The organism is Bacillus sp. SRL337 (genome assembly GCF_984799155.1).
Window position 1 is genome coordinate 1,020,046 of sequence record NZ_OZ481793.1, and the last position, 24,195, is coordinate 1,044,240.

Annotated in this window: 25 protein-coding genes and 1 riboswitch; of the genes, 11 read left to right on the forward strand and 14 right to left on the reverse strand. The window is 43.7% G+C overall.

Going from position 1 to position 24,195, the window contains the following annotated elements; genetic code table 11:
• Positions 1-28 precede the first annotated feature (28 nt).
• Entirely contained in the window at positions 29-1,411 is a 1,383-nt protein-coding gene (locus tag AC4E8A_RS04975; RefSeq protein WP_490197191.1) for an amino acid permease, read from the reverse strand.
• Between the two features lie 246 nt (positions 1,412-1,657).
• On the opposite strand from AC4E8A_RS04975, the gene AC4E8A_RS04980 reads away from it, so the two are divergent.
• Positions 1,658-2,224, forward strand: coding sequence for a flavin reductase family protein (locus AC4E8A_RS04980; RefSeq protein WP_490197192.1), 567 nt, complete (start codon positions 1,658-1,660; stop codon positions 2,222-2,224).
• 33 nt (positions 2,225-2,257) lie between these two features.
• Here the strand turns inward: AC4E8A_RS04980 and AC4E8A_RS04985 are convergent, their stop codons facing one another.
• A complete protein-coding gene (locus AC4E8A_RS04985; protein ID WP_490197193.1) occupies positions 2,258-2,545 on the reverse strand; it encodes a hypothetical protein in 288 nt (95 codons plus the stop codon).
• Between the two features lie 130 nt (positions 2,546-2,675).
• On the opposite strand from AC4E8A_RS04985, the gene AC4E8A_RS04990 reads away from it, so the two are divergent.
• Positions 2,676-3,137: a GyrI-like domain-containing protein gene (locus tag AC4E8A_RS04990; RefSeq protein WP_490197194.1), complete on the forward strand. Its 462-nt coding sequence runs from the start codon at positions 2,676-2,678 to the stop codon at positions 3,135-3,137.
• A gap of 934 nt (positions 3,138-4,071) precedes the next feature.
• Here the strand turns inward: AC4E8A_RS04990 and AC4E8A_RS04995 are convergent.
• The 5 genes from AC4E8A_RS04995 to AC4E8A_RS05015 form a co-directional block, all read right to left on the reverse strand.
• Positions 4,072-4,281 carry a heavy-metal-associated domain-containing protein gene (locus tag AC4E8A_RS04995; RefSeq protein WP_490197195.1) on the reverse strand — a complete coding sequence of 70 codons (210 nt, stop codon included), beginning with the start codon at positions 4,279-4,281 and terminating at the stop codon, positions 4,072-4,074.
• A 138-nt stretch (positions 4,282-4,419) separates the two neighbouring features.
• Positions 4,420-4,992: a beta-class carbonic anhydrase gene (locus AC4E8A_RS05000; RefSeq protein WP_490197196.1), complete on the reverse strand. Its 573-nt coding sequence runs from the start codon at positions 4,990-4,992 to the stop codon at positions 4,420-4,422.
• A 24-nt stretch (positions 4,993-5,016) separates the two neighbouring features.
• On the reverse strand, positions 5,017-5,589 hold the full coding sequence (locus AC4E8A_RS05005) for a hypothetical protein (protein ID WP_490197197.1): 573 nt from the start codon (positions 5,587-5,589) through the stop codon (positions 5,017-5,019).
• Complete coding sequence (locus AC4E8A_RS05010) at positions 5,589-6,260, reverse strand: cobalamin B12-binding domain-containing protein (protein ID WP_490197198.1); 672 nt, start codon at positions 6,258-6,260, stop codon at positions 5,589-5,591. Before AC4E8A_RS05010 ends, AC4E8A_RS05005 begins: the two co-directional genes overlap by 1 nt.
• A gap of 151 nt (positions 6,261-6,411) precedes the next feature.
• Complete coding sequence (locus AC4E8A_RS05015) at positions 6,412-8,229, reverse strand: solute:sodium symporter family transporter (protein WP_490197199.1); 1,818 nt, start codon at positions 8,227-8,229, stop codon at positions 6,412-6,414.
• A 193-nt stretch (positions 8,230-8,422) separates the two neighbouring features.
• Positions 8,423-8,469, forward strand: a riboswitch (PreQ1 riboswitch).
• A gap of 109 nt (positions 8,470-8,578) precedes the next feature.
• Between AC4E8A_RS05015 and queF the strand changes: the two genes are divergently transcribed.
• Positions 8,579-9,076: a preQ(1) synthase gene (queF, locus tag AC4E8A_RS05020; protein ID WP_490197200.1), complete on the forward strand. Its 498-nt coding sequence runs from the start codon at positions 8,579-8,581 to the stop codon at positions 9,074-9,076.
• Positions 9,077-9,088: 12 nt separating this feature from the next.
• On the forward strand, positions 9,089-9,718 hold the full coding sequence (locus tag AC4E8A_RS05025) for a queuosine precursor transporter (protein WP_490197201.1): 630 nt from the start codon (positions 9,089-9,091) through the stop codon (positions 9,716-9,718).
• A gap of 768 nt (positions 9,719-10,486) precedes the next feature.
• On the opposite strand, the gene AC4E8A_RS05030 is transcribed toward AC4E8A_RS05025, so the two are convergent.
• Complete coding sequence (locus AC4E8A_RS05030; protein WP_490197202.1) at positions 10,487-10,672, reverse strand: hypothetical protein; 186 nt, start codon at positions 10,670-10,672, stop codon at positions 10,487-10,489.
• A 528-nt stretch (positions 10,673-11,200) separates the two neighbouring features.
• Between AC4E8A_RS05030 and AC4E8A_RS05035 the strand changes: the two genes are divergently transcribed.
• The 6 genes from AC4E8A_RS05035 to AC4E8A_RS05060 all read left to right on the forward strand — a co-directional run bounded on the left by AC4E8A_RS05035 (position 11,201) and on the right by AC4E8A_RS05060 (position 16,785).
• Positions 11,201-12,049: a YitT family protein gene (locus AC4E8A_RS05035; protein ID WP_490197203.1), complete on the forward strand. Its 849-nt coding sequence runs from the start codon at positions 11,201-11,203 to the stop codon at positions 12,047-12,049.
• Positions 12,050-12,241: 192 nt separating this feature from the next.
• Positions 12,242-12,361 carry an RAxF-45 family protein gene (locus tag AC4E8A_RS05040; RefSeq protein WP_490197204.1) on the forward strand — a complete coding sequence of 40 codons (120 nt, stop codon included), beginning with the start codon at positions 12,242-12,244 and terminating at the stop codon, positions 12,359-12,361.
• A gap of 189 nt (positions 12,362-12,550) precedes the next feature.
• A complete protein-coding gene (gene abc-f / locus AC4E8A_RS05045) occupies positions 12,551-14,437 on the forward strand; it encodes a ribosomal protection-like ABC-F family protein (RefSeq protein ID WP_490197205.1) in 1,887 nt (628 codons plus the stop codon).
• A gap of 78 nt (positions 14,438-14,515) precedes the next feature.
• Complete coding sequence (locus tag AC4E8A_RS05050) at positions 14,516-14,716, forward strand: hypothetical protein (RefSeq protein ID WP_490197206.1); 201 nt, start codon at positions 14,516-14,518, stop codon at positions 14,714-14,716.
• Positions 14,717-15,096: 380 nt separating this feature from the next.
• Positions 15,097-15,627 (forward strand): GNAT family N-acetyltransferase, encoded by a 531-nt coding sequence (locus tag AC4E8A_RS05055; RefSeq protein WP_490197207.1) that lies wholly within the window; start codon positions 15,097-15,099, stop codon positions 15,625-15,627.
• Between the two features lie 78 nt (positions 15,628-15,705).
• On the forward strand, positions 15,706-16,785 hold the full coding sequence (locus AC4E8A_RS05060) for a nitric oxide synthase oxygenase (RefSeq protein ID WP_490197208.1): 1,080 nt from the start codon (positions 15,706-15,708) through the stop codon (positions 16,783-16,785).
• Between the two features lie 239 nt (positions 16,786-17,024).
• On the opposite strand, the gene AC4E8A_RS05065 is transcribed toward AC4E8A_RS05060, so the two are convergent.
• The 5 genes from AC4E8A_RS05065 to AC4E8A_RS05085 all read right to left on the reverse strand — a co-directional run bounded on the left by AC4E8A_RS05065 (position 17,025) and on the right by AC4E8A_RS05085 (position 22,210).
• A complete protein-coding gene (locus tag AC4E8A_RS05065) occupies positions 17,025-17,249 on the reverse strand; it encodes a hypothetical protein (RefSeq protein ID WP_490197209.1) in 225 nt (74 codons plus the stop codon).
• A 422-nt stretch (positions 17,250-17,671) separates the two neighbouring features.
• Positions 17,672-18,679: a rod-share determining protein MreBH gene (gene mreBH, locus AC4E8A_RS05070; RefSeq protein ID WP_490197210.1), complete on the reverse strand. Its 1,008-nt coding sequence runs from the start codon at positions 18,677-18,679 to the stop codon at positions 17,672-17,674.
• Between the two features lie 394 nt (positions 18,680-19,073).
• Positions 19,074-20,729, reverse strand: a complete 1,656-nt coding sequence (locus tag AC4E8A_RS05075) for a methyl-accepting chemotaxis protein (RefSeq protein ID WP_490197211.1) — start codon at positions 20,727-20,729, stop codon at positions 19,074-19,076.
• A gap of 15 nt (positions 20,730-20,744) precedes the next feature.
• Positions 20,745-21,698 carry a BMP family lipoprotein gene (locus AC4E8A_RS05080; protein ID WP_490198771.1) on the reverse strand — a complete coding sequence of 318 codons (954 nt, stop codon included), beginning with the start codon at positions 21,696-21,698 and terminating at the stop codon, positions 20,745-20,747.
• Between the two features lie 359 nt (positions 21,699-22,057).
• A complete protein-coding gene (locus AC4E8A_RS05085; protein ID WP_490197212.1) occupies positions 22,058-22,210 on the reverse strand; it encodes a hypothetical protein in 153 nt (50 codons plus the stop codon).
• A gap of 137 nt (positions 22,211-22,347) precedes the next feature.
• On the opposite strand from AC4E8A_RS05085, the gene AC4E8A_RS05090 reads away from it, so the two are divergent.
• Positions 22,348-23,157 carry a DODA-type extradiol aromatic ring-opening family dioxygenase gene (locus AC4E8A_RS05090; protein WP_490197213.1) on the forward strand — a complete coding sequence of 270 codons (810 nt, stop codon included), beginning with the start codon at positions 22,348-22,350 and terminating at the stop codon, positions 23,155-23,157.
• A 71-nt stretch (positions 23,158-23,228) separates the two neighbouring features.
• On the opposite strand, the gene AC4E8A_RS05095 is transcribed toward AC4E8A_RS05090, so the two are convergent.
• Positions 23,229-23,732, reverse strand: a complete 504-nt coding sequence (locus tag AC4E8A_RS05095) for an acyl-CoA thioesterase (RefSeq protein WP_490197214.1) — start codon at positions 23,730-23,732, stop codon at positions 23,229-23,231.
• Between the last annotated feature and the right edge of the window lie 463 nt (positions 23,733-24,195).

A 24,195-nucleotide genomic window follows, 5' to 3' on the forward strand; every position in this document is an offset into this window, starting at 1 on the left:
CTGCTGGGCAGGCGCTTTCACCTTGAGCCTAACTGCTCGATTGATGTTCTTTGTTCCATTTCTTCTTTTTCATGAAAAAGGCAGCAATAGCGATCATGGCCACAAGAATCAGGGAGATGAAGAAGCCGAGCCGTATCTCTTTTTCCACTATTGTCCCGCTGACAGCAGCCAGGAGTAAGACCATTCCAACAATGGCCAATACTTTCCCCCACATTTTATTCTCCAGAATTTTAAGGCCGGAAATGATGATGAAGGCCCAGTTGTACAAAATTAAGATTCCAGCTGCTGTTGTGATATATTCATAAATCTTGCCCGGCACGACCAACGCAGTAATGACGGAAAGCAGCAGCCCTGCCGCAGCCAGGCCAAGGGAAGGGAGAGGAAGTTTTTTAAACTTCTCCAGCTTCTTGGAAAATAGCTTAGGAGCATCCCCATCCTTTGCCATTGTAACCAGGAGGTTGGTTACCCCGAAGAGTGCGGCGGTCATGGTTGAAAAACCGGCTATAATGATAGCACCATTGAATACGTGAGGGAAAAACTTCAGATTGGTATCATTCAAGGCTGTCACAAATGGACTTTCATCAGGTGTGAATTTATCATAATTCACAAGGAGCACAGTGAGACCGAGAGAAAGGACATATATGGTCAAAAGTACAATCAGCATGACTTTTCCTGCTTTTGGAGCATCCTCTTTGTTTTTCAGCTGCATGGCCATGAGGCCGATGACTTCTATTCCTCCATATGCATAGAAAGCATAAATCAATGAAGACCAGAACCCCTTGAAGCCTTCCGGAAACAGCTTGCCCGCTGAAGAGGGAAAATCAGGTTTGCCGCCACCGCCATGTATCCAGCCAAACATCACAGCTGCTGCGAGTATGATAAACATGATGATGGCCGCCGTTTTGATGACTGCTAAAATATCCTCCACTTTATCAAAACCCTTGGTTCCGAGCAATACAACAAGTATCGACAGAACAGCATAGCCTGCGGCAAATACCCAAAGGGGGACTTTCTCAAACCAGAATTGCGAAAGAAGCGAAAGGGCCATTAACTGGCTTCCCATGATTAAAATATTTGAGGACCAATAATTCCAGCCGCAGCTGAATCCAGCCCATTTTCCATAAGCTTTATTGGCATAATAACAAAATGATCCTTCCTGCGGATCCTCCGCAGTCATTTTTGCCAGCAGATTGAACACGATATAAGTTCCAAGTGCAGCCAATATAAAGGCAAACACAATGGAAGGCCCGCTGTGTTTGATCCCGATGCTTGAACCTAAGAAATACCCTGTTCCAATTGTACAGCCCACACCGGTAAGTGAGAGCTGCCACCACTTTAAATGTCCTTTTTCAGAACTGCCGCCGCTCTTGTCCTGGCTATTGCTGCCGGTCCCGCATCCTGCACTGCTCATAAAAATATCCTCCTTCAGAAACATTCGAAAATACTCATCATCTAGCTTGTGTGAAAGCGAGAGATAATATCGGTGGAAAAATCATCCTGAAGGTTGCGATACCTTATTGTGATGCCAGGTGCCAAAGGGAGGAAATATACCAGAAAAGACATCTTTAAAAGAAGCGAAACATTATCCAAGGATAAATGGCTGGAATAAATGACAGATATTTCTTAAGTGTGTGATAATGAAAATGAGGTGATTGTAATGAGGTCAATTCAGGAAGAAACCGTGATGCACAGTTATCCGGGGATGGTGGCACTGGTGACAGTTTCCTATAATGGTGAAGATAACATTATGGCGGCAGGCTGGCATTCCTATATTTCCTATGAGCCCCCAATTTATGGTGTAGCCATAGGCAGGGAAAGGCACACTTATCATTTAGTGAAAGATGCTGGAGAGTTTGCGATTAACTTTCTGCCTGCTCAACATGCTGGTTTCATTCAGGAATCCGGGGTTTATTCAGGTATGGATATAAATAAATTTACCACAGGGGACATGAAGTTTGAACGAGGAAAAGAGACAAATGCCCCGATTTTGAATGAAGCCTATGTAGCGTATGAATGTAAGACAATCGATGTCCATTCATATGGAGATCATGATTGGTTTACAGCTACTATTACAGCCTTTTATAGGGATGACGAGCTCTTTAATGAAAAAGGGCTGCCGGATTTTGAACGGTTGTCCATTCCGCTTTACCTGGGCAGGTCACAATATGCAATTATGGATAAAACCATCAAGATAGAGGATCATGTAGTGAAGGGGAAGAAATAACAGCCGGAACATTGGATAGATCCGGCTTAGATGTCACTCCATTCCTGGAGCTTTCTTAATCTCTAAGTATAGGATGAATGCGGTGACAGCATGTGTAACAATCCGTACATAGGGAAAAAAGTTTGTGAAAGAAGCGACAATTCCAAAAGCACTTCCAAGTACTGGTTGATTCTCTGATTTGGAAACCATTAATACACAAGCATGCCATACAGCAACGAAGCAAAGATAAAAAGGCATTATTTCAGACGCGACTCCTCCGAAGATAGGGAGTGCCAGGAGTGCTTCGATAGAGAAAGACAGCCATTTGATGCGTGATAGCAAAACAACCACCTCCTTCTTCCTACAATATGAAGAAAATGGGTAAGTGGTGTATTGAAAATGAAAGAAAAATGGAAGCCTATTTTAAGCAACGCGGCGCAAAATGTTTATTGGAATTGGAGGAGAAGAACGAGTGAAGCCGAGAATAGTTGAAAAAGAGGGATTTAAAGCTTTGGGCTTTAAATGGCAGGGAACATTTGACGAGGCCGCGCAAGGAGGGATCGAAAAATTGTTTCCTGAACTAAAAGCTGTGTCGGATGGTATAGAAAACAAAGTGAACCCAGCAGTTGCAATAGGATTATCCTACCATAATCTGACCGGAGGGCTCACCTATTATTTATGTAATGAAGTAAGCGAGATTGGCGAGATTCGGTATGGTCTTGAGATTGTGGAAGTTCCTGCATATACATATGCCGTACTCGAACATGCAGGACCGGAAATCATGGCATCTTACCAGCGCTTATACAGTTGGATAGAGGATAACGGCTTAAGCCTGAACCAACAAATCCTCGAGCATATGGAAGAGTATCCTGCTGATTATCAATCAACGAATGATGAGTTGAACGTGAAGATCCATATTCCTGTTGAAAAATAAAGTGGCTGGGACAAAAGATATGTAGTTAACGAAGGATCTTTTCGCAAAGAGTGTGGCTTATCTAATCGTATGGATTTCCGCTCCAGGTGCACGACTCCGCGGGCGGGCGTTGAACTAAAAAGCGGAAGCGCCTTGATCAGCCCCGACAGGCATAAGACGAGCCGGCAGGAAGGTTGGCTCTTTAACCTTCTTGCCGGATTGGCATATGACCCCGAGGGGCTAGGAGCTGGAGCTGGATTGACTAAAAAGCGGAAGCGCCTTGATCAGCCCCGACAGGCATAAGACGAGCCGGCAGGAAGGTTGGCTCTTTAACCTTCCTGCCGGATTGGCATATGACCCCGAGGGGCTAGGAGCTGGAGCTAGATTGACTAAAAAGCGGAAGTGCCTTGATCAGCCCCGACAGGCATAAGACGAGCCGGCAGGAAGGTTGGCTCTTTAACCTTCTTGATGGATTGGCATATGACCCCGAGGGGCTAGGAGCTGGAGCTGGATTGACTAAAAAGCGGAAAGACCCGTTCAGCTGCGTACGGACTGGACTGGGTACATATGAGATAAAGGAAGCACGAAGAGTGGAGCGATTCGATGATGACTAATCACAAGGAGGAGCCGGGAAGTACGCTAGCAGCTGGGCTTTGGAGCTGGATTCGCAAGGAAGGAGCCTGAAATCCGCTAGTCGTTGGCCGCTGGAACTAGACGAGTCCCGCTGGAGATCGCACGCCTTCCACTCCAATCCTTCTAAAAAGGGAGGAGAAAAAAATCATTCAAAAATAATAACCGTTTAGAAAAATACTTTAACGAAAAAAACCGAACTTTTTCTAAAACTCTAAAATAGAGCCTCTGAAAAGTTCGGTTTTCTCATTTGTTTTGTATTGGGAACTTACAATTATACGGCTTTTAGAGGGAATACTTTAGTTCTGTCCCAACCTCTTTATTTCTATGATAGATGAAATCCATTTTGTTGAATGTTTTCTTCTACTTCTTTCCTGGAGATACTGTTTGTGTCATAAGTGATCTTCACTTCTCCGTCTTCGGTGTCCACAAGTGCCCTTTCTATACCATTCAACTTCAGTAACATATTCTCCAGGTTCTGGATGGAACCACGGTCTACAGCTTCTTTCACATATAGAGTCAATTCTTCAGACAAGAGTGATTCTCCTTTCCTTGATGTTTCTGCTAATTATATATACCCTTCTGGATAAGAAGTATGTATCTTTTGAGATTTTAGAAAGGGAGAAAAAAAGAGCAGCCAATGAAAATGCATGTCTGCTCTTTTTGGGTTATGTTATTTTTCAGCTGTTTCATATCCCGAAGCTACTAGATCCAATTTTCCCGTAGATGGGTCGATGACAAGTCCATGGACTGGAACCTCATCATGCATCAATGGATGGTTGCGGATCATGTCTACACTATGCGCAACACTGTCTTCAACATTTGAAAAACCAGTCAGCCACTCATCCAAGTTGATTCCGGCATACTCAAGGGTATCAAACGTATTTTCGGTAATGCCTCTTTCTTTCATGCTGGATTTAACTTTCTCAGCGCTCAGGCCGCCCATTCCGCAGTCATGGTGGCCAATGACCAGTACTTCGTCAGCTTGAAGTTCATAGACGGCAAGCAGCAGGCTCCTCATGATACTGCCGAATGGATGCGAAACAACTGCACCAGCATTTCGGACAATTTTGACATCACCGTTTTTCATGTTGATTGCTTTGGTTACCAGTTCAACCAGTCTTGTGTCCATACATGTCAGTATGACTAGGCGTTTGTCTGGAAATTTTGTTGTGATGTAATCTTCGTACCTTTTCTCGGAAACAAATTTTTCATTAAACGTTAAAATATCATTCAATAGGGACATTATGTAACCTCCATCATTTATTGGTCATGACAATTTTATATTATTTTTAAGTGTTTCTTCAATTCTCATGCATTGCTGAACCAAATGTTTATTGTCCGCAGGCAGGTCTTCAATATCTGCTTTCAAACGGTTCAGCTGATGGATGGCAGCCTGTATGTCGATTTCTTGTTTGCGAATTTGGCCGGCAGCGGAATCTAAATGAAAGGAGCTTGGATGCAGCTGTTTTTGGTAGGAATCTTCTTTATTGGGATTCCAAAGCTGTTTTTGAATTCGGTCCAGTTTTTTCGAGATATCAGTGTAGTTATGTGCTTTACTGATGACTGCTACAAAATATTGCTGTTTACCTTCGACAAACTGAAAATAGACGTCATGCAGATCCGGCATTTGGGAATCTGTCGTTGATTTGATATTGATCTCCAGTGTTCCAGAGGAGTGACGGTGAAAATATTTTGAGAACTTGGTCGAACTTTCTTTTTCAATCATGTCCAGAAAACTTGGCCCTTTCATCAGCTTTGTTCCTTTTGAGGAGGCCTCGAGTATATTGAGTTTGGCATCCAGAATGAACATCGGGATGGGGATGTAATGAATTTCTTCCATTATCGCTCACCTTCAGGCAGGACAAGTTCTGAATTTCGTATGCATCTTGAGGCAATGGATTCTATGTCATTGAGATCATTGCACAGGCGAACATTTTTGACGCCAAAGTCTTCCAGGTTATAGAGCGAGACAACCCGTCCTCCTACGAAAACCTCAAAATCTTTCTCTAATTCATCTATTAAGCTCAAACATTCTTTTAATTTGGGCAGCAATGGTGAGAGAGCCACCGAAATTCCAATAGCATCAGGTTCCCATTTATTGATTGTTTTGATGACTTCTTCTGTAGGGACACTTGATCCAAGGAATTTAACATTCCATTTATATTCCCTGAAGACATCAGAAACCATTTTCAAGCCTAGGGAGTGCTGCTCACCCTCTAGACAGAATAATAGAATCGAAGGTGACTTCTTCAAAAGCTCAGGGTGCAGAATTTGATACCGTAGCTGTGTCATAAGATAATCGATGCTTGCTGTCGCCAGATGTTCTTCAGCGACAGTAATCTGATTCTTTTCCCAGAGCATGCCGACTCTTTCCATTACAGGCTTTAATAACTTTTCATAAAAATCTATGGTTGTCTGCGAGAGGCCCCGGTTTTGTTGATACCATTTATGAATCTCAGGGAGGTCACCGGCAATCGCCATTTCAGTTAGTTTTCTCACTTGTTTTTGCAAAGGAGACACTCCAGTAAATTATGACTTATTCTTATTTTAACAGAATCAATGTATCTTTCCTATTATCGTACGTTATTCCGTATATGAAGAGCGGGCAAACAATCTGATTATGATCAAGAGAAAAAGGATCCCGGATGAGGGACCCTTCATGTCAGTTTTCGTTTTTGGCTGAAAAAGCAGGTGCCAGCTTATTGATCGCTTTTTTGACTGCTGCTGTTTTCTTTTTATATCCTTTTTCTAGATAACCAGCATACTTCTTGTTCCAATGTTTTAGAGCAGTCATGATGAGAATTCCAGCTGCGACTATAATTCCACTAATAATCGGCCAGAAAACCACTGAAACAACCCCTCCACTGTAGGCCAGGCCAATTGGAGAAAATATAACATATACAACCGCCACGCTGGCAAGGAGGATGATTGACATAGGCAAAGCATATTTCCAAGGAGTCATGGCGACCTTGGAATCTGCCTGATAGTGATAAGCTTTTTCAAGCGGCTTCCACTTTCCAATGACGATCATCATCAACACTTCAATAGTAAACAGGATGCCGTAAATATGGATGAAATTGATGCCAAGTCCAAAACCGAATAACTGATTGGTGCCCCAGACAAGCATGTAATACGTAATCACATGGAAAATGATAACGGTTTTAGCTGCAACAGAAGGGATACGTTTAGACAGAACACCTACGAGAAGGATGACGACAATCGGAATGTTGAAGAATCCCGTGAATCGTCTGATCAGATCCCATAGTCCTTCTGTTGCATTCATCAGCATCGGCGAGATGGTCATTGAAATGACAGCCAGCAGTATACCAAATTTTTTGCTGACCGAAATCAGCTGTTGGTCGTTAGCACTCTGATTAAAATGAGGCTTATAGACATCAAGTGCAAATAGAGTGGCTGCACTGTTCAAAAGTGAATTGAATGAACTTAAAACAGCTCCAAGAAGGACAGCCAGGAAGAATCCGGTCAAGTAATTTGGCAGGATGTTTGCAATTAACGTTGGATAAGCCAAATCGACTGTTCTTAGAGAATCCCCGTATAAGTGAAAGGCAATTACGCCGGGAATCATCATCATGAATGGAACCAGGAGCTTATAAAATCCTGAGAAGATGACTCCTTTTTGTCCTTCAGCTAAGTTCTTGGCCCCAAGTGTCCGCTGAATGACATACTGATTTGTTGCCCAGTAAAAAAGGTTGGCAAAAATCATTCCGGTAAAGATAGTTGAAAAAGGGACAGAATCTTCACTCGAGCCAATGGAATTCAGTTTCTCAGGGCTGCTGGTGGCAATTTCTTTCATGCCGCCGACGAAATTACCGTCCCCAAGGGCAAAGAACCCCAGAATGGGAACGAGGATCCCGATGATGAGGAGTCCGATCCCATTCAACGTATCAGAGACGGCTACAGCTTTTAATCCGCCAAAGATAGCGTAAATGGCACCGATGATGCCGATGACCCAGATGACAACCCACACCGATTGGGTATAGCTGATGCCGAGGAGGGCAGGAACATCAAATAATTTCAAGACAGCCAGTGCACCGGAGTACAGCATGGAAGGAATGGTCACAAATACATAACCAAGCATGAAGAGGAGGACGGTATACTTTCGGACTCCTTCATCATAACGCTGGCTCAAAAATTCAGGAAGTGTGGTAAAACTCCTTCCCAGGTATTTGGGCAAGAGGTAGAGTGCCATAATAATGATTGCAAAAGCAGCCGTTACTTCCCAAGCCATGTTTGATAAGTTGGCCCGGAATGCCTGTCCGTTCAATCCGACCAGCTGTTCAGCTGATAAGTTTGTGAGCAAGAGGGACCCGGCAATGAAGGTTCCAGTCAATCCTCTTCCCGCAAGAAAATATCCATCAGAATCATTGACTGATCCTTTCGTTTTTATGTATGAGATCCATGCTACTAGCCCCATGAAAAAAAGACAAGAAATAATGGTAAATGTTAACCCGTTGAACATGAAATTTCCCTCCACATCAGTTGATATTGTAAAATAATATATAACCAGTAGAAGAGAAGTTAAAACCTGATTTAGATAGATATATGAGGAAATAATAGTTATATCATGATTGTAATCGTTTTCTTATTTTAATATTGACAATTCAATCCGACTCCCATACTATAGTAGATAATGAATTAAATAGTTTCCTATCGCAGGAGAGGTTCATAGCCCAAACCCTCTATAAAAAACTATGGATGAGTCTTACATTTGTAGCCATATCCATGAAGGATATGGTTTTTTATTTGGCCCATCATAAACGTTGGCTGTGAATTCTCCTTATAGGTTTGATCAAAGGGAGGATTTTTTTATGTCTGGAAGAAAAGATGAAGAACTTCAAGATGTTACATTATTAGGAAATCAGGGGACGGAATACCTATTCGAGTATGCTCCACATATATTGGAGACATTCGATAACCAGCACCCGAACAGAGACTACTTCGTGAAATTCAATTGTCCAGAATTTACAAGTCTATGCCCTAAGACAGGACAGCCGGATTTTGCGACGATATACATCAGCTATATCCCTGATATCAAAATGGTCGAAAGTAAATCATTAAAGCTGTATTTATTCAGTTTCCGCAACCACGGGGACTTCCATGAGGACTGTATGAATATCATTATGAATGACCTGATTTCACTAATGGATCCCCGCTATATTGAAGTGTGGGGCAAATTTACACCAAGAGGCGGAATTTCCATCGACCCTTATTGCAACTACGGCAAGCCGGGGACCAAATTTGAAAAGATGGCGGAGTATCGCATGATGAATCATGATCTGTATCCGGAAACCATCGACAACCGTTAAGGGGGCAGAAGAATGCTTATCTATTTAAATTCCCTCTTCGTGGGCCTCTTGATTTTGTCCAATATCTTAGCCGTGAAGCTTTTCAGTCTTGGCGAATGGGCTGTCCTTCCGGCTGCGGTGATGGTTTATGTCTTCACGTATCCAATCACAGATGTCATCGGAGAAGTATACGGAAAAGAGACAGCACGTGCTACTGTACGTGCAGGTTTGCTGACACAGGTGTTTGCTCTACTATTTATCGCGATTGCTATCAATTTGCCGTCAGCTCCTTTTTTTGGGATGCAGGCAGAATTCGAATCGATCCTGAGCGGAAGCTTCCGGGTAACGCTTGCAAGCCTGATCTCTTATTTTGTCAGCCAAAACCTGGATGTTTCAGTTTTTCATAAGCTGAAAGCCAAGCATGGAGCTGATAAACTCTGGCTCCGCAATAACTCATCAACGTTGTTGAGCCAGCTTGCAGACACGGCAATCTTCATTAGTATTGCATTCGCTGGCACAATGCCGCTGGGTGCTTTACTTGGATTAGTTGGAACACAATATCTGTTTAAGCTTGTTGTCGCAATTATTGATACCCCGCTGGTTTACCTGCTGGTACGGGTTGCCCGTAAAGAACAGGAGCGCGGTGTAGAGGTAGTTGGATAAGTTGTTTTGAGCCATCCTTTTGGATGGTTTTTTTTGTGGGTGGGGACCTGTTGAGAAACTACTTGGAGCACTTCAGGAAATATGGAGGTGAATTCTGTCTATGATCAAGAAGAAATGGACATCAGGTAATCGAGCCGATTTTTCTGAAGTAATACAGCAAAGGCCGATTCCTCGGAGAATAGACCTTTTTTTGCAGGGGGCGGATCTGGGGCGGATTTCTCTAAAGAATAAATCAATGTATGGAGAGGTGGGGAGTTTTTCCTTTAAAGGAAGGACCCTGATTCATTTGAAAAGCTGGTGCATCCTTCACGGGATTCCAAACCCGCATCCTGGTCGCCTTCACTTAGGGTGTATTGTTGCGCTTATTCAAAAAACGCGACAGATTGATTGTGTCTCAGTTGGTTTTAGTCCCGATTCAAGGGTAATCGGAACACGATTAGCTTCTCAAGGTCCTAATCTGTCGCGATTTCCTTGGAATCGCGACACGATCGGCTTCTCAAGACCCCAGTCTGTCGCGATTTCCCCGGAATCGCGACACCCAGCTCGTCCTTCCAAGGATTCTAGTCCCGATTCAGCCTTAATCGGGACACGATCGGCTTCTCAAGGTCCTAGTCTGTCGCGATTATCCCGGAATCGCGACACCCATATCGTCCTTCCGAGGATTCTAGTCCCGATTCAGCGGTAATCGGGACACGATCGGCTTCACATGAGTCCAGTCTGTCGCGATTTTCCCGGAATCGCGACACCCACATCGTCCTTCCAAGGATTCTAGTCCCGATTCAGCGGTAATCGGGACACAATCGGCTTCTCAAGACCCCAGTCTGTCGCGATTTCCCTGGAATCGCGACACCCAGCTCTTGCCACCGAGGATTCTAGTCCCGATTCAGCGGTAATCGGGACACGATCGGCTTCACATGAGTCCAGTCTGTCGCGATTTTCCCGGAATCGCGACACCCACATCGTCCTTCCAAGGATTCTAGTCCCGATTCAGCCTTAATCGGGACACGATTAGCTTCTCAGGGTCCTAGCCTGTCGCGATTTCCTTGGAATCGCGACACCCACATCGTCCTTCCGAGGATTCTAGTCCCGATTCAGCCTTAATCGGGACACAATCGGCTTCTCAAGACCCCAGTCTGTCGCGATTATCCCGGAATCGCGACACCCAGCTCGTGCCACCGAGGATTCTAGTCCCGATTCAGCTCTAGTCGGGAAATATTCTTCTCCAACCCAGCAATTTCTGTCCCGATTCCATTTGACACTTCAAAGCCATGCTGCAGAATGTTGAATGCTTTATAAAATATAATCTAGTTTTAGAATGTTTGGTTCTCCATCACTCTGAGAGTTACCAATGAAAACCTTTGCAATTTTTTCAATAGTTAAACCTTGATTATAACCCTTTACAAAGGTATTTATGACCTATATAATCCCGTTGTCAAAGAAAATAATAATCCATTCATTTAATATATAAAGGAGGTTGCAGTGATGCGGAAAAAGCTGATGTCGTTTTTACTTATGAATCTCGGTGCATTTTTTGTTGCGGTGAATGTTCACTTCTTTCTTTCGCCTAATAACTTGGCAACAGGAGGAGTCAGCGGTTTATCTATCCTGCTGAATTCTGTCATGCCTGGCATGTCAATCGGTATGTTTATGATCTTGGTTAATATTGTGTTATTTATAGTTGGCATCATCTTTCTGGGCTTCAGCTTTGGGGCCAAAACAGTCTATGCCAGTTTTGCTCTCTCCGGATATGTTTGGCTGCTTGAAACCGTTGCGCCGTTAAAAGCGCCACTGAGCGAGGACATCCTGATTCAGTTGATCATTGGGCAGTGCATCGCTGCAACCGGTATGGCGATTGTGTTCAATCAAAAAGCATCAACAGGCGGAACAGATATCATTGCCATGATCCTTAATAAATACTTTAATATTGAAATCGGGAGGGCCGTACTGTTTTCCGATTTGGCGATCGCCCTGTCGTCCACATTCCTGTTTGGGACACAGGTCGGAATGTACGCGTTCTTCGGGGTCATTCTTAACGGATTGGTCATTGACTATACGCTTCAGCAGTTCAATACGAACAAAGAAGTGGTCATCATCAGCAATCAGAGCGATGAAATCCGCACCTACATTGTAAAAGAACTTGGAAAAGGTGCTACGATTCATACGGCCAAAGGAGCTTTCACTTCCGACAGCAAAGAAGTCATTACAACGATTCTTGGCAGGAAGGATTTTTCCAGGCTGAAAGGATTCATCACAGAAGTTGATAAGAAAGCGTTCATAACGGTCCACAATATGAATGAAATACTTGGCCAGAACTTCAAGCGCCTTGTATAAATTGAAAGGATTTGCTCTTCATGGGCAAATCTTTTTTTTAGTGCTTTAAAGCGGTGGGGGACTGTCCCCCACCGCTTTAAAGGGGTAAAGGATTCGGGCGGCCGACTTATTTTACAGAAATCCCTTGATTAAAGTTTTCAAAAAATTGTATACTATGGATATACTTATGATTTGAAGGAGGTGTGTATTGAGATGAAAAGTTCTGTCGGGTTGCACGGTCAATTTTTAGAATACATCTACATTTGTCGTGCGATTTTTCATGGTTATGCTATCAACGGGATACGTATGCCCTTTTTTAGCAATTCCATATAGAACAGAACGGTAAGAGGTCTCAATACCCACACTTTTTATAGAAACGGGGGGAGAGCGCGTCACGCTTTCCTTTTTTTATGCCCGAATTCAAAAAGCCATGGTATAAGTCTTACTTATACATGGCTTTTTTATATACTTTTGAGGTCCTCTTGCTCATTAAACTAATGAGAGCAGAAAGGATAGAAAAAAATGATTATATGCAGCGTACAGCAAATCAGTAAAATGTTCGGGGGAAACCTTGTATTTGAAAATTTATCATTTGAAGTACATGAAGGAGACAGGATTGGCTTTGTCGGCAGAAATGGAACCGGTAAAACGACTGTCTTCAAATTGATAGCCGGTGTCGAACAGCCGGATACAGGTGAGATCCATACCAAAAAAGGAGCAAGGGTCGGTTACCTCTCGCAGATTCCGAAATACGATGGAGGGACAACTGCCAAAGATGTACTGAATTCTGCGTTTCAGGGTCTATTCGAGATAGAGGCAAGATTAAAGGAATTGGAAACCAGAATGGGTACGGAACACAACCCGGAAAACCTTCAGCGGCTCTTGGAAGAGTACGGCCCGATGCAGGATAAATTTACGAATGGCGGGGGCTATGAGATTGAGTCTGAGATAGCGAAAGTGGCGAATGGCCTCGAGATCAACGGTCTGCTTGGCCAGCACTTTAATGCCCTCAGCGGAGGGGAACAAACCAAAGTTTGTCTCGGCTTGATCCTTTTGAAAAAGCCAGATCTCCTGCTCTTGGACGAACCGACAAACCACTTGGATATCAGAGCAGTGGAGTGGCTGGAAGGCTTCCTGAAAGAGTACAGCGGCTCTGTGATGATTGTCTCGCACGACCGCTACTTCCTCGATGAAACGATCAATAAAGTCATTGACTTGGAGGATGGGGAAGTTTGTCTTTACCACACCAACTATTCTCAATTTGTGAGAGAGAAAGAAGAGAAGCTTCTCCTTGAATTCCAGCAGTATCAGGAGCAGCAAAAAAAGATCAAGAAGATGAGGGAAGCGATCAAAAGGCTGAAGGAATGGGCCAATCAGGCAAATCCCCCAAACGCGGCCCTTCATAAAAGGGCAAGAAATATGGAACGTGCCTTGGAAAGAATGGAAAAATTGAAACGGCCTGCCCTGGAGCGTAAGAAGATGGGGCTTGAGTTTGAAAATGGGGACCGCAGCGGTAAAGTGGTTTTCAGTATGAAAGATGCCAAAAAATCATTTGGCGAAAACATCCTTTTTAATGATGCATCCCTTGAGGTCCTTTTTAAGGACCGTACAGCTATTGTCGGGAAAAATGGAACCGGCAAATCTACAATTATCAAAATGCTGTTAGGGGAAATGCATCATGATGAAGGAGAAATCAAACGGGGAAGCAATGTCAGAATCGGCTATTTGTCACAGCATTTCACTACAGCAGATCCCACTATGAGATTGATTGATGCCTTCCGGGATGAAGTATCCGTGACCGAGGGAGAAGCAAGGCATATCCTAGCAGGGTTCTTGTTTTACGGAGGAGCCGTTTTCCGTAAAGTGGGCCAGCTCAGCGGCGGGGAAAAGATGCGTTTAAGGCTGGCCCAGCTCATGCACCAGGATATCAACTTCCTTGTACTCGATGAACCGACAAACCATCTTGACATCGATTCCCGTGAAGTCCTGGAGGATGCTCTTGAAGGCTTTAATGGGACTATACTAGCTGTTTCGCATGATAGATATTTCTTAAATAAACTGTTTGGAAAGACATATTGGATCCACTCCGGAAAACTATACTTCTTTCCTGGCAGTTATTCCTGGGCAAAAGAAAAACTGGCTGAATTCCAAATGAAGGATGAACCGGCCAGCAAACCTAAAGAGCCGATCAGCAGGGATGTCCGAGTCAAGAAGCAACATGGAGGGAATCCTGTGTCTATCGATTCTTTAGAAGAGGAACTTCTTGTGATTGAAACGGAAATTTCTTCAATAGACCAGCAGCTTGCAAAGGAGACAGATCTCGAAGTCCTTCAAAAGCTTTATGCTGAAAAAGAGGAGAAAGAAAAAGAAAGGGATGAAAAGTATGCTTCCCTGGAGCTGCTTCTATGAAGGTCAATGTGCTTGGAACGTTTCATCATTTCTGTATGAGGGAATAATCCGACTAAAAGGACATGGAGGTATGACGTCATGGAAGAAATTCACGGTGGAAACAGAGAAGAATCGCTTGATGAAATTCACGAAACCTTGGTAGATGGATTGCAGAGGGAACTCCATCCCGATGAAAACAAGCTGATCACAGAGTGGACGGCTACATTCAATCATGAGGAACGCGCAACCGTCATCAATATGTTGAAGGAATTGCTCAATAAGCATAAAAGGCATGATTAATCGGAGCGGCAGATATTTCTGCCGTTCCTTTTTATTGTATAGATAACGAGAAAAGTCATGAGGTGAGGATACGAATGATGAATTCTGCATCCAGTTCCAGCACTTAACGGCGGGGCAAAAGCCAATCCGTCAGGAAGGTAAAAGGAGTACCCTTATCACTTGGCTCGTCTTATGCCTGTCGGGTCTGACCAAGTCGCTCGCGTTTTTGTTCATCCAGCTCCAGTGCTCTGCCCATCAAGTAAGGCCTTAATCATCAAGGAGGTGAAAAATCAGATCTCTCATGGCAAATCAAGGCGCTTGGTGATTTTGAGATACCAGGAAGGAAATGGCGATAAGAAGTGGAATATGTAATCAAATATTTATTTTTGGAGGAAAAGTATATGGAAGTGGAAGAGCTTGCTCGGTCCTGTAAATTAGTGGCAGCAGAGGAACAGCACCTGCCTGATGTGTACCAAATGTATAAAAGATGCAGGGACCATCTTTTAGCTCAAGGGATTTTTCAATGGGACGACACTTACCCAAATAAGGAATATTTTAAAGAAGTCATAGATCAGCAGGGAATGTATTTGCTGTTTGAGGATGACCGGCTCACAGGAAGTATGGTATTGAACGAGTGGGAGTCTGAGGAGTGGTCAATTATCCCTTGGACCCATTGCAGGCCTTGGATCCTTCATTCCCTATTTCTGGACCCTTTACAGCAAAGAAAGGGAGCGGGAACCAAGATGCTGAAACATGCAGGCAACTTGGCGAGAGAGAGGGGATATGATTCCATCAGGCTGGATGCATTTTCTGGAAACAGCCGTTCTCTAAGGTTTTATGAACGCAATGGGTATTTGAAGCGTGGGGAAGTATCCTTTTCATCTAAACCCGAAGGTCATACGATTTATTTTTGTTATGAGAAAAAATTGTAGGCAAAGAGTTCTTTTTACGACAATGATTGGCGCCGTGATATAATCACGTTAACACTCAGCTGTGAAAGGAAGTCTATATTGTCACATTTACAACAAGAAGCAGTCTTATTTATAGAAAGCTGTTACAGGGAACTGGGAAAGCCAGAAGAAATATCAGAACGAATCCAGTATGTCCAGAGTGAGATTGAAAGTACAGGTACTTACAGCCATACATATGAGGAGTTGGAACATGGTGCAAAAATGGCTTGGAGGAACAGTAACCGCTGTATCGGAAGACTGTTTTGGGACACCATGCATGTAAGGGATGCAAGGGAAGCGAATACTGAAGAAGAGATCTTTACAGAGATGGAGACACATCTTAAGTATGCTTCAAATGAAGGGAAAATCCGTCCGGCTATCACCATCTTTCGACCATCGATGCCTGGCAAGCCTGATATCAGAATCTGGAATCACCAACTTCTCAGGTATGCAGGGTATCAAGATGACCTTGGTGTGAGAGGGGATCCAGCCTCCGTTAAATTCACCAGGAAGTGTGAAGAGCTTGGCTGGGAAGGGAAAAGAACGCATTTTGATGTATTGCCATGGGTCATTCAGATTGGTGAAAGAGAGCCTTGCTGGAAAGAAGTCGGTACAGAGCATGTGCTTGAAGTGCAGTTGAACCATCCCGAGTACAATTGGTTTCGTGATCTCGGCTTGAAATGGTATGGAGTTCCGATCATTTCAGATATGAGACTTGAAATTGGGGGGATTTCATATAAAGCAGCCCCTTTTAATGGCTGGTATATGGAAACAGAAATCGGTGCGAGGAATCTGGCAGACGCATGCCGCTATGACATGCTGCCGAAAGTTGCCAGCTGCATGGGGCTTGATACCTCCAGGGCTTCTACGCTGTGGAAGGACAAAGCTTTGATTGAGCTGAACATTGCGGTACTGCATTCATTTAAAGAAGCAGGAATCAGCATTGTGGATCACCATACAGCCGCCCAGCAGTTCAAGGTCTTTGAAAACAAGGAGAAACAGTGTGGAAGAGGGCTGACAGGAGATTGGTCCTGGCTCATTCCACCGATATCACCGGCCGCCACCCATGTTTTTCACCGAAACTATGAAAATAAGTGGAAATCGCCAAATTACTTTTATCAGGAAAAAGCCTTTGACTAAGGCTTTTTTCTTTTGGAGGTTTAAGGAAGAGGATACCAAGAGGGTTAAAATAGCGGTTTAGAAATTTATTAGGAGATTGAAGAAAGGCGTCTAGAAGGGCTGTAGAGTCCAATACGAGAGGTCTTCAAGGGGAAAAAACGGGCAATTGAACAACGATAGATGCCAAGTAGTATTTTCTGCAAAAGGACCATTTCTGCAAGCGCAATGGAACCATTGCGATAGACCTGAAGATTAAACCGCTAACTAAAGCTCTTCCGTGTAATCAGGAAGTATTGGAACCAGTAGCGGAATTCATCAAAAAGCGGCTGATGATTGTGAAATGAGAAGTTTTCAAAGAAGTCCTCCAGCTCCTCTGTGCTGGCCTCATCCAACAATCCGGAGACAAATAGAGGGTATCGAAAGCGTTTATAGAGATCACTGTATCCATAAAAGTCAAATAGGTCTTCCATCTGGGCTTCCTGCATGGCCATCTCCCTTTCATTTATTCCTAGTAGTATGGACGCGGGAGAGCAGCCCAATTCTTATTCTTGCAAAAAAATAGTTAGACGTACAAGCACGTATGCATTCCGTACATAGTATGTAACATGAAGAACCTCCTTTCATCTTCATGACCGGCTGCAGGACGCTGTGCAGCCGGTTTTTTATTGTGGCAAACGATAATAGTCTTTGGGTGGGAGTGAAAATGATTAATGATTTCTGCATCCGGCTCCCGTCCTGATCCCTCGGATATAAGCCATCCGTCAAGAAGGGAGAAGAGCATATTCCCGCCTGCTCGGTTTTTTGGCCAGCCGGGGATGAATAAAGCGTTTCCGCATTCTGTGAAGGGACGAATGATAACAAAAAACCTTGAAAACCATTAACGGTTTTCAAGGTTTAGTAAACAAAGTTATTTGGCAACTTTCTGCAGTTTATGGATGACAGAAAGAGAACGGCCTGTTCCGATGGCTACAGACTCTAAAGGATTAGGGGCAAGGTGGACAGGGACGACGATTTCTTCTGAAAGCCACTCCTGCATTCCGCCAAGAAGGGCTCCTCCTCCAGTTATGATAACTCCGCGGTCGACTATGTCCCCGCTAAGTTCCGGCGGACAGTTTTCCAATGTAGCACGGATGGTTTCCAGAATATGAAGAAGAGATTCTTTGAGCGCTTCCTGAATTTCATTCGAATCCAGTGTGATGGTTTTTGGAAGGCCGGTCACAAGGTCCCGCCCGCGAATATCCATAGTCAGGTTTTCATGTGGAATCAAGGCATAGCCGATTTCCATCTTAATGTTCTCAGCTGTGCGCTCCCCGATTAAGAGGTTGTATCTTTTGCGTACGTGTTGAATGATATCATCATCCATTTGGTCACCGCCTATGCGGATGGTGTTGCAGGAAACCACACCTCCATATGAAATGATACCGACTTCAGTCGTTCCGCCGCCGATATCAACAATCACGTTGGCTACCGGCTCGTCTACAGGAAGATCTGCACCAATGGCAGCTGCCACGGGTTCTTCAATCAATGTGACCGATTTTGCACCACTTCCTTTAACAGCATCCTGTATCGCTCGTTTTTCAACGGAAGTGGCACCTGAAGGCGTACAAACCACAACACTCGGCTTTCTGATCGACAAGCCCATCTGCTTACTAGCTTTTTTCATGATTTGCTTCAGCATTTCTGTTGTAACATCGAAATCTGCGATAACCCCATCTTTCAAAGGTCTGACTGCAACGATTTTTCCTGGTGTTTTTCCGATCATGCTTTTTGCTTCGGTACCTACAGCAAGGACATTTTTTGTTTCCGTATCAATGGCGACAACGGACGGCTCGTTAAAAATGATTCCTTTATTTTTACTGTAAACCAGAATATTAGCAGTACCTAGATCAATACCAATTTCCGTATTTGATAGCATATTTATTCCTCCAACTATTAGCATTCGTCTTGTTTTCATCTCTAGTAAACGTACGCATTAAAAATCTATCTACATATACTTCATAAATTATAGGAGATTTTTGACGGTTATTGTCACGGATAAATTTCCCAAAAAAAAATTATTACAGGCTGTTACAAAACAAAATTTTTAAACAATTGGCCTTTGGGATTGCCGTATCAATAACAGCACGTGAACCGCTCATATAATAGGGATGTTAATTAGTATCTTGTGTTAATAAAATTTAAACTTCCTGTAAAGTTGTAATGTAAGAATTAGGGTTTTTCGGGGGTAGAAAGAAACAGTCTGCTGCTGGGAGGAGAGGGGAAATGAGTTACAAAAAACCGCCCCTTATTCAAGGAGGCGGTTCTCTACCTTATATCTTAAATTTGCTGAGTTCTTTTTTCATTTCTTCTGTCATTTGATGAAGCTGCCCAACTTTGGTATTCATCTGTGTAAAGTAATTCAGCTGTTCTTCAGTGGAAGCGGATATTTCCTCTGTGCCGGCAGCTGTTTCTTCGGTAACCGCGGAAATATTTTCGACTGCCGAAATGACTGCTGCTGTCATTTCATTGGAGTGATTCATCCCTTCTACTAAATTGGTCAACTGGTTATATACAAGGCTGATTTTGTCTGAAATATTTTCAAATGCGGTCTCGGTTTCCCTCATGGAGGAAAGCTGGTCCTGCGATAGGCGGTTGCCGTTGTCGGTCAATTCAAAAATGGAACCAATCCCATCTTTGATATTCAGGACCATTTTGCCTATCAGTTCGGTTGCCTTAGAAGAGTCTTCGGCAAGCTTCCTGACTTCTTCTGCGACGACGGCGAAACCTTTCCCTGCTTCACCCGCCCTTGCCGCTTCAATCGCGGCATTCAGGGCCAGAAGGTTGGTTTGATCTGCAATGCTCTTGACTGAAACTGCTGCCTGTTCAATTTCATCGGTATATTTTGCGAACTGCTCTACTGAAAGCATGATATCTTGAGATGATTGGGACTGCTGCTCTGAAAATGTCTTTTGTTTACTTATAGTCGATTTTCCTTCCTGGACCAATGCCAGTGCCTCTTTACTGGATTGGACTGAAAGGTTGCTCTCTTTTACATTTTTGCTGAATTCCTCTCCCATTGAGTTCATAAGTTCCGCAGTAGAACTGATATCCTCGGAAATGGATTGGCTCCCCCGTGAGAGTTCTTCTGTTGAAACGGCAACCTGATTGCTGCTTTCGGTAAGGCTCTGCATATGGATGTTCACTTCGTCGGTGAATGTTTTGACCCTGCCGCCGATGGAATCGACAGAAAGGACTGTCTGCTTTAGATTTTGAACCATATGCGAAAATGAACTTTGCAGATGATCGATTTCAAATTTACTGTTCATTTTTGCCGTTGCTGGCTGTATGGTTAAATCTCCATCCGCGACCCTTGCTGCATCATTGACGACCATGTTGATCGGTTTGATGATTCTGCTGGAAATCAACAAGGAGAGTCCAATTGACAGGATGATCAATAGGGCAGAGGCGATGATGGATGTCGTAATAATAAAGGCAATTTTCTCTTCGGTTTGTTTCAGGATTCCTTCATACCATTCATCCGTCTGCTTTTTCAACAGGTGCATATCATTCAGGATTCCCGCCACCCTGATTGACTGTCTTTTTACTTCTGCCGTGTCCTGGCTGTTCAGCGCCTCTTCAACAGCCAGCTTCAATTCGGTGAATTTGCCGTCTGCCTTTGTGAGTGTGTCTTTTTCGCGGTCATTTTTGATAAGCTGGCCAAGGTTTTTCATTTCTGTTTCAGTACCAGTCAGCAGAGAAATGGCTTCAGACTTGTTGGCATCCGAGGACGTGAAGGCATAGTTCGCCAACGATTGTTTTGTAACGATCAGGCTGCCGTTCAGTGATTCGGTGGCCGTTAATACGTTCACATCATCCTTTGCGGAACTTTGGATGTGAACGATCTGAAAGATCATATAGGCGATGATACTAATTGAAAGAATAAGCGGGAGTACTCCCAGGATGGTCAATCTGTTTCGTAATTTCATTTATCCGGCTCCTTGTTAGTTTAGATTGATGGTAATATCGCCAGTAGTAAGTTTCTCCTTGGCTGACTCGATGTCGTTCATTTGTTCGTCAGACAGTTTAAAGTTCCGGATCGGTGCCAGGCCGACACCATCTTCTGCAAGGCCGAGCTCGTATACCTCCGTGCCGATTGATCCGTCTTTTACGAGTTTCTCCGCCATATTGAACACCGCCACATCAATGTTTTTCATCATGGATGTTACCACAGCTTTTTCCGCAACAAAATACTGGTCTGAATCAACCCCGGCAGTGAAAATCCGGTTGTCTTGTGCCGCTTGGATGGCACCAACCCCGGTAAACCCTGCGGCAGGATAAATGAAATCAACACCTTCTTTGATCTGCTGTTCAGCAATCTTTCTGCCTAATGCGGCATCGCCGAAGTTGTTGGCATATTCCCTCATAATGCTGATGTCCGGATTGATGTATTTTGCGCCCTGCTCAAACCCCTTTTCAAATCGGTGGATGACAGGGACATCTTCACCTCCGATGATCCCGAGTTTATGGCTCTTGCTTGTCATTGCAGCGACCATTCCGACAAGGAAACTTCCTTCATGTTCCTTAAAGGTGATGGAGGTGACATTCTTAAGCTCAGATACACCATCGATTAAGAGATATTGTTGTTCCGGATGATTCTCAGCTGTTTTCTCAAGGGCTTCCTGTACTGAAAATCCCAGACCGATGATTAAATCATTATCCTGCTTGGACAACTCTTCAAGCGGTGTCTGGAAATCCCCATCAGGAGCTTCGCGGTAATCGAAAAGAATCCCTAGTTCTTCACGTGCCTTCTCAAGTCCCCTGAAAGCCGAATCATTGAAGGATTCATCCCCCAAACCCGTGTCAGATAGCAGCACACCGATTTTATATTCTTTCTTCGTGGTTTTAGATGTAGTAGATGATGAACAGCCTGACAATAATAAAGCAGAAATCATCATAACTATAAAAATTGACTTTCTCACATATGTTCCTCCTAGACGTTATCAAAATATAAATAGAAGTCCGTACCTTTCTATTATCGTCAGTGGAAGATGGTATATTAACAGCTCCAAAAAAATTTGTGGTAAACCAAAAAAAGGAAGATTTGGGCAACTTCGTGCTTACGTTCCTTATTGTTCCAGATTCGTGAGAGGGTTGCTTTAACGTAGTGCCGCATTTGCAGGTGAATGGACCGAGGTTATCTTTGGTTTCAAATATAGAGTGTTCTTTTAGTCTTAAATGTTGGAGGATTTCTTTCCACTTGTATTCTTCTGGAAAGAGGGTGTCCTCCAGGGAGGGAATCTGCACAGGAAAAGTATTATATAGTGTAGAAGTAGTTATCAGGTATGTAAATAGCCGGCTGCCTGGTATCAAACCTGGATAAAGAAACAAGAAGTTCATATTCATATGTTTCAGTAACATTGCTTTTACGGATTAAATAAAGCTTTCCTTTCATAGATTTCACTGGCACCAGTTAGTAACCTGATGGGAAACTGCACTGCAAATGACGTGCAGGCCAAGAGGTCTTATTCAGGACAGGCCGGTGTGTGAAATCATATAGAGGGTAAGCAGGCATTAGTATGATGACAATAGAAAGGAAGTGCAGGTATGAATCCGTTTGTTTTTTCTTGTATCACACCCCATGGCGGTGAAATCCTCCCTGAATTGGCAGGGAAAAGACCTGAACGGATGGAGGTTACGAGACAAAGCATGATAAGGCTTGGGGAGTTGATGAAGGAGGCAGACCCTGACTGCTTAATTATATTGACTCCACACGGAACACGAATTGATGGCCAGTTTTCGATTACTGGCTCCGAAAGGGTAGAGGGGACCGTCGAAGAGAATGGTGAAAGATTCACAATGGAAAGAAAGGTACATAGGGAGATGGCAGAATTCATCGCCAGATCTGCAAAAGGAAAAGGTCTCCCGGCAGAGGTATTGGGCTATGGAACAAGCACAGGGACGTTATCGTGCCTCCAGCTCGATTGGGGAACGGCGGTACCGCTCCGTTTCATGCCGGACAAGCCAGTAGTGATCATTACTCCATCAAGGCAGATTTCATCTAAAGATCATATCGAGTTTGGACGTCTGCTGCGAAAAGCTGTTGCGGACAGTGGGATAAACGCAGGATTGATTGCCAGTTGTGATTGGTCGCATACACATCACTCAAAAGGCCCGTATGGGTATCATCGGGACGCTGCAATACTTGACGAGAAAGTAACAGAGCTCATCAAACAGGATAACCTGGAGGGGGTGGCTGATTTTCCTGAAGAACAAATTGAAAATGCAAAGCCGGACGGAATCTGGCAAACATTAATATTGGCTGGCGCGATTCCTATTGAAGAACGCAAGAGTGAATTTTTATCTTATGAGGCCCCGACTTATTTTGGCCTTCTCTGTGCAGCTTATTATCAATAAAAGCTGTGCAGCGGAAGACTTCTTTAACATAATATCACCCGTTCTTTTAGTAGAACGGGTGATTCACTAGTTTAATGATTTGCGAAGAATTCAGCAAGTTCCTGACTGTGTTTCTTTCGTGCCTTCCGGTGAGACGCACGATTATCCGCGGTTTCGTTGAGCCATTTCTCTTCTTCTGTTTCAGGGATCACTTTTGGGACAGGACAAGGCTTACCGCTATTATCCAAGGCAACAAACGTCAGAAAGGAAATGGCCGCTACAGCTGTTTCTCCGGTAAGGAGGTTTTCAGATGTTACTTTAACACAAACCTCCATGGAGCTGCTGCCTGTATAGGTTACCATCGCTTCCAGTGTCACTGCGTCCCCGACTTTGATTGGCTTAAGGAAATCGACCGAGTCTGTCGAAGCAGTGACAACAGGATTCCTAGCCATCTTGTAAGCGGAAATGGAAGCCACATCATCAATATAGGACATGAGCTTTCCGCCAAACAGGGTGCCGTGATGGTTTGTATCCGGCGGGAGCACATGGCTCGTCTTAATGGTTCTCGTATCTTTCATTCGTTTTGTTTCGTTCATTTTAATCACCTTTCAAATTTGGCTTCTTTTATATAATCCACTAATTAACATAAAACAAACACACTTGATTATTCTTATGAAAAAAATTGTACATTTAGTGATGGGGTCTTGGATATGACCCGGCTAAGCTTAAAGATTTATGCCTGCCATCAATTGAATCATGCCTGTCATCCCTCATTAATTCCTTTGTGTTTCTAATTTGGCAATCCAAAATGAAGATGATTGGCCTCCCACTTCCTCAGCTTTCAGACGCTTAACCTCTTCTGATCCAGGTAAAACCATGTTAAATTGTATGTACACGCAACTCCTATCTTTTTCTTGTTTCTAGTCAACTCAAGTGTGAAAGGGTAAGGAGCTTGCGTGTATTTTTTTGCCTTACAACCTACCCCAACAAGTATAATTGAGCCTAAATTAATAAAGCCCTCAAAAATGAAAAAGCCGGGAAGACAGATACTCCCCGGCT